Genomic DNA, 14,359 nt, shown 5'->3' with positions numbered 1-14,359 from the left:
GACGGTCCGAATAATGATGATTAGTCGATGAATTCTGACTAGAGTAGTGAATATGGAATACCAATTGGGACGCACAGCATCATGCACGGAACCGAGCTTGCCGAGTTGTCGACTTTCCTGGCTGTCGCCCGCTACAGGAGCTTCAGGCAGGCCGCGGTCGAGCGGGGCGTGGCGGCTTCGGCGATCAGCCACACGATCCGCAGCCTGGAGGAACGTGTGGGCGTGCGGCTGTTCCACCGCACCACGCGAAGCGTATCGCTGACCGAAGCGGGCGCACGATTTCATTCCGAGCTGCATCCCGCTTTTGAGCAAATCGAAAAGGCACTCGACAGCCTCAATTCCTTCAGGGGCACGCCGTTTGGCACGGTCCGGATCAACGTTCCAACCTCGATCGCGCCCTTTGTGCTGCATGACGTGATGGGGCCATTGCTCAGACAGAATCCGGGCCTTCACCTCGACATCGTGGCCACGGACAGGCTGGTCGACATTGTCGAGCAGGGCTTCGACGCTGGTATCCGCTTTGGCGAGCGGCTGATGCAAGACATGATCGCCGTTCGCATCAAGCCGACCCTGCGCTTCTCGGTCGTCGGCTCTCCCGCCTACCTCGCCGGGCGCAAGACGCCCGTCATGCCCGCCGATTTGCGCGAACACGCTTGTATTCGCTACCGCTATCCCAGCGGCATTATCTACAACTGGCAGTTCGAGAAGAATGGCGAGGCAGTCGATGTTGAAGTCAACGGCCCCATCACCCTCGACGACCAGGAACTGATGGTCGAGGCCGCGTTGCAAGGCTGTGGCCTCGCTTATGTCTGGGAGAACCACGTGATGCGCCACTTGGCAAGCGGCGCGCTAATCCGCTGCCTGGATGACTGGTGTGCTCCGGACGACGGCCTGTGTCTGTACTACCCTAGCCGGCGGTATCTTTCCGCTGGTCTGCGAGCCGTGATCAACATGCTCAAGACCGGTTCCTAGCGGGCGCGCGTCTATCCAACCTTACGCAGATTTAATGTGCATGGCTGCGGCAGAATTGCCATAAAGCCATGATATCGCCGTGGCTTCGCACATACCGGGTGCGTCGCTGCGCGTTTTTTGCTTGGGGAAACCGGTAGACGTGTTGCCAACCGGAGTGCCGATGGCCGCCTGGAAACAGATCGTTCTTGCGCTTGTGATCCTGGTCGCGGTTGTCCTCGCCTGGGCGCGCTTCTTTCCGGGTGCGCCGGAGGTTCTGGCACGCTGGGGCATCGACTGGGCCTATGCTTCGGCGCCCGCCACCACCGGCGCGGTCGACACGACGAAACAGGCAGGCGGCCGTAACGCCGCCGGGCGGCCGGCAAATGTCGTTGCCTTGCCGGCGACCACCGCGACCATCAACGATCGCTTGCAGGCGATCGGCACCGGCCGCGCCTACGCCTCGGTGACGGTCAACCCATACAGCTCCGGCCGTCTTGTTGAATTCCTCGTCCAGTCCGGCACCCGCGTCGACAAGGGGCAGATCATCGCCATCCTCGATTCCGAAACCGAGGTGATTTCGCAGGATCGCGCCAAGCTCGCTCTGCAGGATGCCCAGGCCAAACTCGAGCGGGTGAAATCGCTGCGCGCCTCCAATGCCGCCACCCCGGTCGCCGTCGCCGATGCCGAAGTGGTGCTGGCAGGCGCCAAACTGGCGCTTAGCGATGCCGAACTCGCCTTGCAGCGCCGCTCGATCGTCGCGCCGATCGCGGGCACGGTCGGCATCTTGCCGATCTCGGCCGGCAATTACGTGACCAGCCAGTCGGCGATCGCCACGCTCGACGACCGCTCCTCGATCCTGGTCGAGTTCCTGGTGCCCGAGCGCTTCGCCGCCGCGATCAAAGTCAGCGCGCAGCTGTCGGCGACGCCGATCGCCAATCCGAGCAAAGCCTATACCGGTACGGTGTCGGCCATCGACAACCATATCGACGAGAAGAGCCGCACGCTGCTGGTCAAGGCGGCAATCGCCAATCCGGCCGATTCGCTGCGCGCCGGCATGTCGTTCGGCATCATCATGCGCTTCCCCGGCGACACCTATCCGGCGGTCAGCCCGCTGGCCATCATGTGGGGCTCGGACGGCGCCTATGTCTGGCAAATCGAGGACGGCAAGGCCAGGCGCGTTCCCGTGCGCATCATCCAGCGCAACACCGAGACAGTGCTGATCGACGCTGACATCGAGGATGGCGACATGGTGGTCACCGAAGGCACTCAGAGCGTCAGCGAAGGCGGCGAGGTCCGCATCGCCGGCCAGGACCAGCGCGCCGCGACCGCCGCCGAAGGCTCATGACCGCAACCGCCAACACCGCCAGCGAAACCGGCTTCACCGCCCTCTTCATCCGCAGGCCGGTCATGGCCTTCGTGCTCAACACGCTGATTGCTGTCGCTGGCCTTGCCGCCTTCTACGGCGTCGAGATTCGCGAACTGCCCGATGTCGACCGCGCCGTGGTCACCGTGTCGACGGCCTTCGAGGGCGCCGCCGCCGAAACCGTCGACCGTGAACTGACCGACACCATCGAGGGCGCGGTCGCGCGCGTCTCCGGGGTCAAGTCGATCTCGTCGACCTCGTCCTTCGGCTCGAGCCGCGTCACCATCGAGTTCAATGACGGCGTCGATTTGAACGTCGCTGCTTCCGATGTGCGCGACGCCGTCGGCCGCGTCGCCAACCAGATGCCGGAGACCGCAGATCCGCCGCGCATCGTCAAGGCCGACGCCAATTCCGATCCGGTGATGCGGCTGGCCGTCACCTCCGATAGCATGTCGGTGCAGGATATGACGGTGATCGTCCAGGACCAGATCGAGGACGAGCTGGCTGCCGTGCCCGGCGTCGCCGACGTCCAGGTCTATGGCGACCGCGACAAGATTTTCCGCATCGATGTCGACCAGAACAAGCTCGCCAGCCTCGGCTTCACCGTCGCCGACCTCAGGGCCGCGCTCGCGTCGGTGGCTTTCGATTCGCCGGCCGGCTCGATCACCACCACCAACCAGGATCTCATCGTCCGCACGACCGCTGACGTCACGACGCCGGAAGAATTCGAAAACATCATCATCGGCGGCACGACGCGCATCCGCGACGTCGCCACCGTCACGCTTGGCCCCGACATAGGCCAGACCTCGCTGCGCTCGGACGGCAAGACCGGCATCGGCCTCGGCATCATCCGCCAGGCGGAATCGAACACGCTGGACATTTCCACCGGGGTAAAGGCTGCGGTGGCCAAATTGCAGGAAAACCTACCCAAGGGCATGTCGATCAAGATCACCAGCGACGACGCGGTCTTCGTCAACGGCGCCGTGCACGAGGTCGAAATCGCGCTCGGCCTGTCGATCTCCATGGTGCTGATCGTCATCTATGTCTTTCTACTCGACTGGCGCGCGACGCTGATCCCCGGCCTGTCGATGCCGGTCGCCATGATCGGCACCATCGCCGCCATCTACCTCGCCGGTTTCTCGATCAACATCCTGACCTTGCTGGCGCTAGTGCTGGCGACGGGCCTCGTCGTCGACGACGCCATCGTCGTTCTCGAAAACATCGTGCGACGGCGCAATGAAGGCATGGGGCCCCGTGCCGCCGCCGTGCTCGGCGCCCAGGAAGTGTTCTTCGCCGTCATCGCCACGACGCTGACGCTGGTCGCCGTCTTCGTGCCGATCTCGTTCCTGCCGGGACAGACCGGCGGGTTGTTCCGCGAATTCGGCTTCGTGCTTGCCATGTCGGTGCTGCTCTCCTGCGTCGTCGCGCTGACGTTGTGCCCGATGCTGGCCTCGCGCATGCTGACTGGCGCCGCGCTCCACCACGAAGGCGGTCACGGCATTGGCGCACGCATCGGCGGTGCGCTGAATGCAGCCTACAAACGCGCCCTGCATGCCTGCCTCGGCGCGCCGTGGATCGTGCTTCTGGTCGCCGTGCTGTTTGCCGCCACGGCCTTCACGCTGTTCGGCACCATCCGCCAGGAATTGACGCCGAGCGAGGACCGCGCCGTCGTGCTGTTGCGCATCAACGCGCCGCAAGGCGTCAGCCTCGATTACACCACCCAGCAGATGCAGAAGATCGAGCGGCTGATCCAGCCGCTGCGTGATTCCGGCGAGATCGTTAGCACCTTCGAAAACGCCGGCCAGAACGGCGCCTATAACTCAGGCTTCATGGTGATGACGCTGGCGCCGTGGGACGAGCGCGCGCGCAGCCAGCAGGAGATTATGGCTCAGATCACCCAGCTGACCCGGCAGGTGCCCAGCGTGCGCATCTTCCCGGTCCAGGCCAACAGCCTCGGTATCAGAGGCGCCGGTAACGGCCTGCAGTTCGCGCTGGTCGGCAACGACCGCAAGGCGCTCGGCGACGCGGCGGTCAAGATCATCGCCCAGATGCAAGCCGACCCGCGCTTCCAGACGCCACGGCTCTCCGTCGACCCGACGCAGCCGCAGCTGGCGGTCGCTATCGACCGCGAGCGCGCTTCCGATCTCGGCATCGATATCACCGGCCTGGCCAACACCTTGCAGGCGATGCTCGACGGCAACGATGTCGTCGATGTCTACATCGCCGACCGCAGCTATGGCGTGAAGCTGGTCTCGACCACCAACCCGATCAACGATCCGACCGATCTCGAAAACATTTTCCTCAAAACCGCCGACGGCCGCTTTGTGCCGATGTCGACCATCGCGACGCTGACCGAGCGCGCCGTGCCGCCGTCGCTGACGCGCGAACAGCAGCAGCCCTCGGTGGCGATCACCTCCAATCTGAACGGCAATTTCGCGCTCGGTGATGCGCTTGGTGTCGCCGAGCAGATCGCCACGCCGCTGCTGCCGCCGGGCAGCCGCATCCTGCCGCTGGCCGAAGCCGCCACACTGGGCGAAACCAACAGCGCCATGGTCACCATTTTCGGCTTCGCGCTGGTCATCATTCTGCTGGTGCTTGCTGCACAATTCGAAAGCTTCGTCAGCGCCGTCATCATCATGGCGACGGTGCCGCTCGGCCTCGCCTGTGCGATCTTTGCGCTGCTGCTGTCGGGCACCAGCCTCAACGCCTACAGCCAGATCGGCCTGGTGTTGTTGGTCGGCGTCATGGCCAAGAACGGCATCCTCATCGTCGAATTCGCCAACCAGTTGCGCGACCGTGGGCTCGGCGTGCGCGAGGCGATCGGGCAGGCCTCGATTATCCGGCTGCGGCCGGTGATGATGACGATGATCTGCACCATCCTTGGCGGCGTGCCGCTGGTGCTGGCCGCCGGCGCGGGTGCTGAGGCACGCATCGCCCTCGGCTGGGTCATCGTCGGCGGGCTGGGTCTCGCCACCGTCTCGACGCTGTTCCTCACTCCGGTCGCCTACCTCCTGCTCGGCCGCTTCGTCACGCCGAAGACGCATGAGGAAGCCAGGCTGAAGCGCGAGCTGGAGGAAGCGGCATACACGAATGTGGAGCCGGCGGAGTAGCTCCCTTACCCTCCCCCTTGTGGGGAGGGTCGGACCGCAGGTCCGGGGTGGGGGTGCAGCGCAGACCGAGGTGAGAAGTGGGTCAGGCCGGCCGTAAAGGCAGGCGCCAAGCACCCCCACCCCGGTTCATGAACTTCGCCAGGCGATGTTCATGAACCGACCCTCCCCACAAGGGGGAGGGTAAAGAAGGTCACGGCCTGATAAACACCTTCCCGTTCGGCTTGGCGAGTTCCGCCGGAACCTTCGCCATCGCCTCGTCCAGCGGCAGCACCGCCGTCACGTCGGTCGACCAGCGGCCGTCGGAAAAGCGCTTCTGCGCTTCCATGATCGCCGGGCCGCGCTTGTCGCGGAACTGGCGCATCCATTCGACCAGCCAGAACCCTTCAATATGCTTGTGCTGGAAGATCAGCTGGCCGGGTTCGCGGATGACAGTGGTGTCGGGGTCGAGCCGGCCATAGATGATCCAGCGCGCGCGCTTCGGCATGGCGTCGAATATGGCCGACGCCAACGGTCCGGTCACCGCGTCGAGGAAGATGCGCGGCTGCTCGGTCTTGACCACCTCGCGCAGCGCCGCCTTGAAATCCGGCGCCTTCTCGTTGAGCACATGGGCCGCCCCGATCTCCTTCAAGTGCGGGATCTGCTCGTCGCGGCGCACGGTGACGATCGGCCTATACCCTGCCTCCTTGGCGAGGCCCGCGATAAGCTTGCACAGCTGGCTGGCCCCGGCGGTCATGATGAAGGCTTTTTCGCCCGCTTCCTTGACGATGTCGAACATGGCGAGCGCGGTCAGCGGATTGACGATCAACGCCGCACCGTCCTCGTCGCGGACGGTGTCGAGCAGCGGGATGCAGCCCGCGGCTTCGGCGACCGCGTATTCGGCCCACGAGCCCCAGTTGGTGACGCCGGTGGCGAAGGCGATGCGCCTGCCGATGAGGCTTTTGGCATAGGGCTCGCCGCCGCTGGCAACGACTGTGCCGACGCCCTCGAAACCGGCCGGCTGGCCCTTGGCGCGCGGCTGGCCGTATTGCCCCTTGATGAAGGCGACATCGGACGGATTGATCGAGGCGAGGCTGACCTTGATCAGCACCTGGCTCGACCCCGGCGTCGGCACGCCGATGTTGCCCGGCTGCAGATAAGGCTCCATCGCCGCCAGCACGCTGCCGGAAGGCGTCCTGGTGTAGCCGTCGCCGGTCAGCAGCAGCGCTTTCATCTCGGAAGGGATGGCCATGGCGGGCTCCTTACGGTTTGAGGATGAGCTTGCCTGAAGAACCGCGGCCGAGCACGCGCTTCAGCACCGCGGCGGCGTCGGCCAGCGGATACGTGCCTTCGATCACTGGCCGCACCTTGCCGGAGAGATACCAGCCGACAAGCTCCTTCATATTGTCGGCATAGACGCGCGGCTCCTTGGCGGTGAACGCGCCCCAGAACACGCCGACGACCGAAAAGCCCTTGACCAGCGCCAAGTTGACCGGGAATTGCGGGATGGTGCCGGAGGCAAATCCGATGACCAGCAGCCGGCCGCTCCACGCCATCGAGCGGGCGAGCACGTCGAAGGTTTCGCCGCCGACCGGATCGAAGCCGACATCGACCCCCTTGCCGCCGGTGACCTCTTTCAACGCTTCCTTCAGATTGTCGTAGCCGAGCGCGATATCGGCGCCGGCTTCCGCGGCAATGCGGCGTTTTTCCTCCGACGAGGCGACACCGATGACGCGCGCGCCGAGCGACTTGCCGATCTGGATGGCGGCGATGCCGGTGGCGCCGGCCGCGCCCAGCACGCAGAGCGTTTCGCCTTCGCGCAACACGCCGCGCTGCTTAAGCGCATAATGCGACGTGCCGTAGCCGGCCAGCAACGCGCAGGCCTCAGTGGCGGGCATATCGGCCGGCAGCGGCATGACGAAGGGTTCGGCGGCGCCCACCCGCTCGGCATAGCTGCCATGGGTCGAGAGCGCGGCGACGCGGTCACCGATCTTGACTGATTTCACACCCGGCCCGACCGCGATGACGCGGCCGGCGACCTCCATGCCGGGCACGAAAGGCAGCGGCGGCTTCATCTGGTAAAGGCCCTGGACGAGCAGCCCGTCGGGATAGTTCACACCGATTGCCTCGGCCTCGATGACGACTGTGTTGCCCTTGGCCTCCGGCTCCGGCCAGTCGCCATAGACCAGCTGGTCGAGCGGCGCGAAATCGCGGGCGATGATGGCTTTCATGCGCTCAGACCCTTTCCTGCGTGTACTTCCTGAGCTCGGTGCGCGCCACTTGCCGGCGGTGGACTGCATCTGGTCCGTCGGCGAGCCTCAGGGTTCTGAGATGCGTCCATGAACGCGCCAGCGGCGTGTCCTGGCTGATGCCTTGCGCGCCGAACATCTGCACGGCTTCGTCGGTAACCTTGAGCGCGACGCGCGGCGCGATGACCTTGATCTGGCTGATCCAGGGGGCTGCGGCGCGGGCATCGCCCTGGTCGATCATCCACGCCGCCTTGAGGCACAGCAGCCGCGCCATTTCGATCTCCATGCGGCATTCGGCGATGATGTCGAAATTGGCGCCGAGTTTTGCCAAGCGCTGGCCGAAGGCTTCGCGGCGCACGGAGCGCTGGCACAGCAGCTCCAGCGCCATTTCGGCCTGGCCGATGGCGCGCATGCAGTGGTGGATGCGGCCGGGGCCGAGCCTGCCTTGCGCGATCTCGAACCCCCTGCCCTCGCCGAGGATCAGGTTTCCCGCCGGCACCCGCACATTGTCGAAGCGAAGATGCATGTGGCCGTGCGGCGCGTCGTCGTCGCCATAGACCTGCATCGGCCGAACCTTGCTCACGCCCTTGGTGTCCGACGGCACCAGGATCATCGAATGGCGGCGGTGCTGCGGCTCGCTTTCGCCACCGGTGCGGACCATGACGACATAGATGGCGCAGCGCGGATCGCCGGCGCCCGACGCCCACCATTTCTCGCCATTCAGCACATAGTCGTCGCCTTGCCGTTCGCAGCGCATGGCGATGTTGGTGGCGTCGGAGGAGGCGACATCCGGCTCGGTCATCAGATAGGCCGAGCGGATTTTTCCCTCGAGCAGCGGCTCCAGCCATGCCTTCTTGTGATCGTCCGAGCCGTAGCGCTCCAGCACCTCCATATTGCCGGTATCGGGCGCCGAGCAGTTGAAGGTCTCGGCGCCAAGATGCGCCTTGCCCATCTCCTCGGCCAGATAGGCATACTCGACGGTCGACAGACCGTAGCCGCGTTCGGAGCCGGTCAGCCAGAAGTTCCACAGGCCACGCTCTTTGGCCTTGTTCTTCAGCCCTTCGAGGATCTCGGTCTGCCGCGCGGTGTAGACCCAGCGGTTGCCGGCCTTGCCGACCTCGCTCAAAAATTCGTGGTCGAGCGGCATGATCTCGTCGCGCACCATGGCGGCGACGCGGGCGTGGATCGGCTTCAGCCGCTCGGTCATGCCGAGATTCATGTCGCTCATCGTGTGTTCTCCTCAGCCGCACCCAGGCCGCGCGCCGCGAAAGCGACGACCTCGCCGACAATTGCCTCGATATCCTCGTCCGTTTCAGTCGGACGCGGCGTGTACCAGAACAGCGGCGAGTTGAGGGTCAGGAACATCAACTGCTCGGCAATGCCGATCGTGCCGAAGCGCATGTCGCCCTCGTCGCGCGCGGCGGCGATCGCCTCACGAAAGATGCGGCCGTAAGCGTCGCGCGACTGCATCAGCCGGGTGAATTCCTCGCGCTGTTCGGGCGTGGTCGCGCCACGCAAATAAAGCTCGACGCCTTCCCAGACGACGCGCTGGAAGGGCTTGGTGCGGATCATCTGGCCGCAATGGATCGCAGCCATCTTGCGCCAGCGTCCAATCGCCGGACCAGGCTGCACGCGCACCGGCTCTATCGCCGCAAAATTCATGTCCATGCCGGCGCGGAACACGTCGGCGAACAGATCGGCCTTGGACGGGTAATGGTGATAGATGCGGCCCTTGGTCGAACCGAGGCTGCGCGCGACGTCGTCGATGGAGCTCGCGGCATAGCCGCGCTGCATGAAACAGATGGCGGCGGCGCGCAATATGTCGGCGCGCGGGCGATCCAGCAGTGGAATTTCGACGCCGAGCATCGGATTTCGCCTTCCGCCTGCTTTCCGCAATGATGATGCGGGAATTGAGGCCTTTACGACTGACCAAAAGTTCAACATACTACCGGGTATGTTGTCAATGCGGCAACCGCCCAAAGAGGCGAAGTTCCGCGGGGAGGATCGATGAGCTATCTCGACGAGCTGTTCTCAGTCGCTGGGAAAACCGCACTGGTGACCGGAGCCGCGACCGGCATCGGCCGCATGGTTGCGACCGCCTTGGTCCAGGCCGGCGCCACCGTGATGATCGCTTCGCGCAAGGGCGAGGATTGCATCAAGGTCGCCGCTGAACTGAACGAACTCGGCGCCTCCGGCCATGCCGAAGGTTTCGCTGGTGACGTGTCGAGCGAAGCAGGCATTGCCGCTCTGGTCGCCGAGGTCAAGGCGCGGACCGAGCGGCTGCACATACTGGTCAACAATGCCGGCATATCCTGGGGCGCCTCGCTCGAGGATTTTCCCTACCACGGCTGGGCCAAGGTGTTGGCCGTCAACGTCACCGCCGTCTTCCATCTGACGCGCGAATTGCTGCCGCTGCTGGAAGCCGCCGCCAGCGATGCCGATCCGGCCCGTGTCATCAACCTGGGCTCGGTGATGGGCACCCAGCCGCTGGCCGACGATGCCTATTCCTACACGGCGTCCAAGGGCGCCGTTCACCATCTGACCCGCACGCTGGCGATCGAGCTCGCGGCGAGGCGCATCACCGTCAATGCCTTCGCTCCCGGCCCCTTCCAGAGCCGGATGACCGCCTTTGCCACCGGCACCGAGGAAAAGGCCAGACATGTCGGCAGCCATGTGCCGATCGGCCGTATCGGCGTGGCGGATGACATTGGCGGCGCAACGCTCTATTTGTGCAGCCGTGCCGGTTCCTATGTCACCGGCGCCATCCTGCCGATCGATGGCGGGCAGTCGGTGCAGCATGGGCTGACACTGTTCAAGGAATAAGCCGCGATCGGCGACAAGTGGAGGACATCGCAGTGGAACCGATCAGTCTCGATGTGCTTTTGGCCAGCGTCGGCAAGGAAGTCGGTGTCTCACCATGGCGCGTGGTCACGCAGACCATGATCGACCAGTTCGCCGACGCCACCGACGACCATCAGTTCATCCATTGCGATCCCGAGCGCGCCCGGCTGGAGACGCCGTTCGGCGGCACCATCGCGCATGGCTTCCTGTCGCTGTCGCTGCTCTCGGCAATGACCTTCGAGACCATGCCGCCGCTGGAAAAGAGCAAGATGGGCGTCAATCACGGCTTCGATTCGCTGCGTTTCCTGGCGCCGGTGAAGACCGGCGCGCGCATCCGCACCCGTTTCGTGCTGGCCGACGTCAAGGTCCGACCGTCGGGTTGGGTGCAGACGGCGCATGACGTGACCATCGAGATCGAAGGCTCGAAAAAGCCGGCACTGACCGCGCGCTGGCTGACGCTGACGCTGATCGAGCGTGAGCCGGAGACCGCATGAGCGGCGACGCCAACGCGATCGATCAGGCAGCACTTGCGCCCTATCTCGAGGCGCACATCCCGGGTTTTGCCGGGCTTCATTCCATTGAAAAATTCAAATCCGGCCAGTCGAACCCGACCTATTTGCTGACGGCGTCCAGCGGCCGCTATGTGCTGCGCGCCAAGCCGCCGGGGCAGCTGCTGAAATCGGCGCATCAGGTCGACCGCGAATTCACCGTGATGAAGGCGCTCGCCGGCACCGCCGTGCCGGTGCCTCAGATGCTGCATCTGTCGGGCGAGGACTCGCCGATCGGCCGCATGTTCTACGTCATGGACTTCCTCGACGGCCGCATCTTCTGGGATCCGGCCGTGCCGGAAGCCAGCGGCAACGGCGAGCGCGCCGCCCTCTACGATGCCATGAACGCCACGCTGGCAGCGCTGCACGACGTCGACGTCGGAGCCGTCGGGCTCGGCGCGTTCGGCAAGTCAGGCAATTACTTCGAACGCCAGCTGGCCCGCTGGACCAGCCAGTATCGCGCCTCGGAGACCGGCACAGTCGCCGACATGGACCGGCTGATCGCCTGGCTGGAGACGCATATGCCGGCCGATGACGGCCTTATATCCCTGGTCCATGGCGACTACCGGCTGGACAACATGATCTTTGCAGCCAGTGAGCCGAAAGTGCTGGCGGTGCTCGACTGGGAACTGTCGACTCTCGGCCACCCCTTCGCCGACATTGCCTATCAATGCATGCAATGGCGCCTGCCGCACGCCTCGGGCTTTCGCGGCCTTGGCGGCGTCGACCGCGCCGCGCTCGGCCTGCCCTCGGAGGAAGCCTATGTCGCGGCGTATTGCCGGCGGCGCGGGCTTGCCGGCATCGATATCTGGAGCTTCTTCCTCGCCTTCTCCTTCTTCCGTTTGGCCGCCATCTGCCAGGGTGTCTACAAACGCGCGCTCGACGGCAACGCCTCCAATCCCGAAAAGGCCAAGACCTATGGTGAGGCGGTCAAGCTGCTGTCGCATCTTGCCGGAAAACTGATCGACCGAACCTGAACCGACAATGAGATATAATGGGAGGCATGATGGGCCGTTTCGATGGAGCGACGGTGCTGATCACCGGCGCCGCCGGCGGCCTTGGTCGCGGCGCGGCGAAAGGTTTTGCCGCCGAAGGCGCCTGCCTGGTGCTGTCCGACATCGACGACAAGGCGCTGGCCGAGCTTGCCGGTTCGCTGGAGGCCGAGACCGCTATTCTCGCCGGCAACATCGCCGACGAGAAACTGTCTGAGGGCCTGGTGAAACTGGCGGCGGAGAAATTCGGCCGGCTGGACATCGCCATCAACAATGCCGGCATCGTCCAGAATTTCGTGCGCCTGCCGCAAGTCGCCTCCGACGAGGCGCGCCGCGTGCTGGAAATCGACCTGCTCGGCGTCTTCTATGCCATGAAGCACCAGATCCCGCAGATGGAGCGGCAGTTCAAGGCTACGGCCAAGGGCGGCGCCATCGTCAATATCGCCTCGGTTGCCGGGCTGGTCGGAGCGCCGAAACTGTCGGTCTATGCGGCCGCCAAGCATGGCGTCGTCGGGTTGACAAAATCGGCGGCCGCCGAATACGCCACCAAGGGCATTCGCATCAATGCCGTCTGCCCGGCGCACACGCGTACCGCTATGGTCGACGGCTTCGTGCGCATGTCCGGCGCGCCGGAGGCCGAAGCGCTGGCTGAACTAACGCGCGGCGTGCCGATGAAGCGGGTGGCCGAAGTGGACGAGGTTGTGTCAGCCATCCTGTTTGCCGCTGACCCCTCCAATTCCTTCATGACCGGACACACGCTGGCCGTGGATGGCGGCGTCGGCGCGATTTGATAGCCCCGATTTGGTAACCATACCGGTGGGGAGCCTGCGGCGCCCTTGTTCGTTTCCGTACAGCGTATATAATTTAGCCAACACCCACCACATGAAGGCAGACTCACGTGCCGCTGAGCGTCCAGAAACGCCGCGAAAAACAAAAGGCCGAACTGCGTTCCGAGCTGCTCGACGCAGCCCACAAGCTCGTCAAGGAAGAGGGCTATGAAGGCCTGACCATCCGCAAGCTGGCCAACCGGGTCGGCTATGCCCCGATGTCGGTCTATTCCTACTTCGCCGACAAGCAGGACATCCTGTTTGCGCTGGCCGAGGATGCGTTCGAAACACTTGCCCGCAGCATCGAGGCGCACCCCTCCGACGACCCGATCGAGGCGCTGAAGGCAGTGATGACCGAGTATGCCGCCTTCGGGCTCGGCAATCCCAACGAGTACCGTACCGTCTTCATGACCGAAAAGACCAAGCTGCCGGAGGGCAGAAGCTATGAGGACATGGAAGACGGCAACCCGGCGATGAAGGCGCTGATCTCAAGGGTCGAGGCCTGCGTCGCCGCCGGCAAATTGCACGGCGATGCGCGCGCCATCGCCACCATGCTGTGGGCGGTGGGCCACGGCACCATCTCGCTGCTGATCACCTTTCCGTTCTACCCCTTTGGCGATCCGGAGGCTTTTGTGAAGCGGATGTGCGATTCCACCCTTGCCTCGCTCACCACGCAGGACGTGCCACCGCTGACCAAGACCCCGGTCAACTGCTGAGCACTGGGGCTCCCCCGCCCTCCAATTGAACATCCGGCCTGACAGCTTCGGCTATGTCAGGGCGCCGCAATTTTCGGCGTTCAATAAAATTTGTCGTACGTGTACGTTTTCTGACTTGAAAACCCGTTTCCTCGGACGTATGTGTACACTGTATCGTACATGTACGAAACCAATTTAACCGGTGGAGACTGACATGAACAAGACCCTTCTCGCCCTCGCCGCCGTGCTGGCGCTTTCCGGTTCGGCTTTCGCCGCTGGCGACAACCATTCGGCCAAGCAGGCCCCGGCTGCCACCTGCGTCGACACCAAGACCCATGCCAAGCTCGATTGCGGCGTGACCGGCTCGGTCGAAAAGTCGGACGTCAAGGCCAAGGGCCCGCGCCTGGGCATCGAGATCAACCCGTGGATCGTGCCAAGCACGTTCTGAACTGGCATGAGCTCCGAACAGCACAACGATTGAGGGCGGCAGGATAATCCCGGCCGCCCATTTTTCCCTCGGTGCAGGCCGGGATTTTTGAGTTCAGGCCCAGGCGTCGAGAAACGGATTATTTCTTCCGCGGTTTGCGTCCTGGCACGGTCTTGGCCTTGCCTGGCCTCGCCGGCGCACCCGGGATGGAGGTCGAGGTGATCGACACCGGATCGCTGGCAGGAAACGTGTCCTCGAGACCTTCCTCGAGTTCCTCTTCCGCACTCACTTCGTGGTGCCGTTCATGTTCGAGCGAGCGGACCGCCGCGGTTTTCCTGGCTGACTTTGGCGCGGATTTCGACGGCATTGGCATTCTCCCT

General features: G+C 64.3%; 14 protein-coding genes. 9 read left to right on the top strand and 5 right to left on the bottom strand.

Annotated elements, in window-relative coordinates:
• Positions 1 to 81: 81 nt before the first annotated feature.
• The 3 genes from H0241_RS10835 to H0241_RS10825 all read left to right on the top strand — a co-directional run bounded on the left by H0241_RS10835 (position 82) and on the right by H0241_RS10825 (position 5,424).
• The gene (locus H0241_RS10835) at positions 82 to 972 is read left to right on the top strand and encodes a LysR family transcriptional regulator (RefSeq protein ID WP_181057409.1); all 891 of its coding nucleotides are present in this window, start codon (positions 82 to 84) and stop codon (positions 970 to 972) included.
• A gap of 160 nt (positions 973 to 1,132) precedes the next feature.
• Entirely contained in the window at positions 1,133 to 2,296 is a 1,164-nt protein-coding gene (locus H0241_RS10830) for an efflux RND transporter periplasmic adaptor subunit (protein WP_181057408.1), read from the top strand.
• The gene (locus H0241_RS10825; protein ID WP_181057407.1) at positions 2,293 to 5,424 is read left to right on the top strand and encodes an efflux RND transporter permease subunit; all 3,132 of its coding nucleotides are present in this window, start codon (positions 2,293 to 2,295) and stop codon (positions 5,422 to 5,424) included. Before H0241_RS10830 ends, H0241_RS10825 begins: the two co-directional genes overlap by 4 nt.
• Before the next feature lie 190 nt (positions 5,425 to 5,614).
• On the opposite strand, the gene H0241_RS10820 is transcribed toward H0241_RS10825, so the two are convergent.
• From H0241_RS10820 to H0241_RS10805, 4 genes are read right to left on the bottom strand one after another with little or no spacing between them, the layout of a single operon-like run.
• Positions 5,615 to 6,652, bottom strand: a complete 1,038-nt coding sequence (locus H0241_RS10820) for a zinc-binding dehydrogenase (RefSeq protein WP_181057406.1) — start codon at positions 6,650 to 6,652, stop codon at positions 5,615 to 5,617.
• A gap of 10 nt (positions 6,653 to 6,662) precedes the next feature.
• Positions 6,663 to 7,631: an NADPH:quinone oxidoreductase family protein gene (locus tag H0241_RS10815; RefSeq protein WP_181057405.1), complete on the bottom strand. Its 969-nt coding sequence runs from the start codon at positions 7,629 to 7,631 to the stop codon at positions 6,663 to 6,665.
• 4 nt (positions 7,632 to 7,635) lie between these two features.
• On the bottom strand, positions 7,636 to 8,877 hold the full coding sequence (locus H0241_RS10810) for an acyl-CoA dehydrogenase family protein (protein WP_181057404.1): 1,242 nt from the start codon (positions 8,875 to 8,877) through the stop codon (positions 7,636 to 7,638).
• Positions 8,874 to 9,515 (bottom strand): TetR/AcrR family transcriptional regulator, encoded by a 642-nt coding sequence (locus H0241_RS10805; RefSeq protein WP_181057403.1) that lies wholly within the window; start codon positions 9,513 to 9,515, stop codon positions 8,874 to 8,876. The genes H0241_RS10810 and H0241_RS10805 overlap by 4 nt, the downstream gene beginning before the upstream one ends.
• A gap of 141 nt (positions 9,516 to 9,656) precedes the next feature.
• On the opposite strand from H0241_RS10805, the gene H0241_RS10800 reads away from it, so the two are divergent.
• From H0241_RS10800 to H0241_RS10775, 6 genes are all read left to right on the top strand, one after another.
• Positions 9,657 to 10,472: an SDR family oxidoreductase gene (locus H0241_RS10800; RefSeq protein WP_181057402.1), complete on the top strand. Its 816-nt coding sequence runs from the start codon at positions 9,657 to 9,659 to the stop codon at positions 10,470 to 10,472.
• Between the two features lie 26 nt (positions 10,473 to 10,498).
• Complete coding sequence (locus H0241_RS10795; protein WP_407941741.1) at positions 10,499 to 10,984, top strand: MaoC family dehydratase; 486 nt, start codon at positions 10,499 to 10,501, stop codon at positions 10,982 to 10,984.
• A complete protein-coding gene (locus H0241_RS10790; protein ID WP_181057400.1) occupies positions 10,981 to 12,015 on the top strand; it encodes a phosphotransferase in 1,035 nt (344 codons plus the stop codon). Before H0241_RS10795 ends, H0241_RS10790 begins: the two co-directional genes overlap by 4 nt.
• Before the next feature lie 29 nt (positions 12,016 to 12,044).
• Positions 12,045 to 12,821: an SDR family NAD(P)-dependent oxidoreductase gene (locus H0241_RS10785; RefSeq protein WP_181057399.1), complete on the top strand. Its 777-nt coding sequence runs from the start codon at positions 12,045 to 12,047 to the stop codon at positions 12,819 to 12,821.
• A 107-nt stretch (positions 12,822 to 12,928) separates the two neighbouring features.
• On the top strand, positions 12,929 to 13,573 hold the full coding sequence (locus H0241_RS10780; RefSeq protein ID WP_181057398.1) for a TetR/AcrR family transcriptional regulator: 645 nt from the start codon (positions 12,929 to 12,931) through the stop codon (positions 13,571 to 13,573).
• A gap of 193 nt (positions 13,574 to 13,766) precedes the next feature.
• Positions 13,767 to 14,000: a DUF680 domain-containing protein gene (locus H0241_RS10775; protein ID WP_181057397.1), complete on the top strand. Its 234-nt coding sequence runs from the start codon at positions 13,767 to 13,769 to the stop codon at positions 13,998 to 14,000.
• A gap of 118 nt (positions 14,001 to 14,118) precedes the next feature.
• Here the strand turns inward: H0241_RS10775 and H0241_RS10770 are convergent, their stop codons facing one another.
• Positions 14,119 to 14,346 (bottom strand): hypothetical protein, encoded by a 228-nt coding sequence (locus H0241_RS10770; protein ID WP_181057396.1) that lies wholly within the window; start codon positions 14,344 to 14,346, stop codon positions 14,119 to 14,121.
• Between the last annotated feature and the right edge of the window lie 13 nt (positions 14,347 to 14,359).

Source organism: Mesorhizobium neociceri (genome assembly GCF_013520985.1).
GTDB classification, from domain to species: Bacteria; Pseudomonadota; Alphaproteobacteria; order Rhizobiales; family Rhizobiaceae; genus Mesorhizobium; species Mesorhizobium neociceri.
This window is presented reverse-complemented; position numbering and strand designations above follow the sequence as displayed.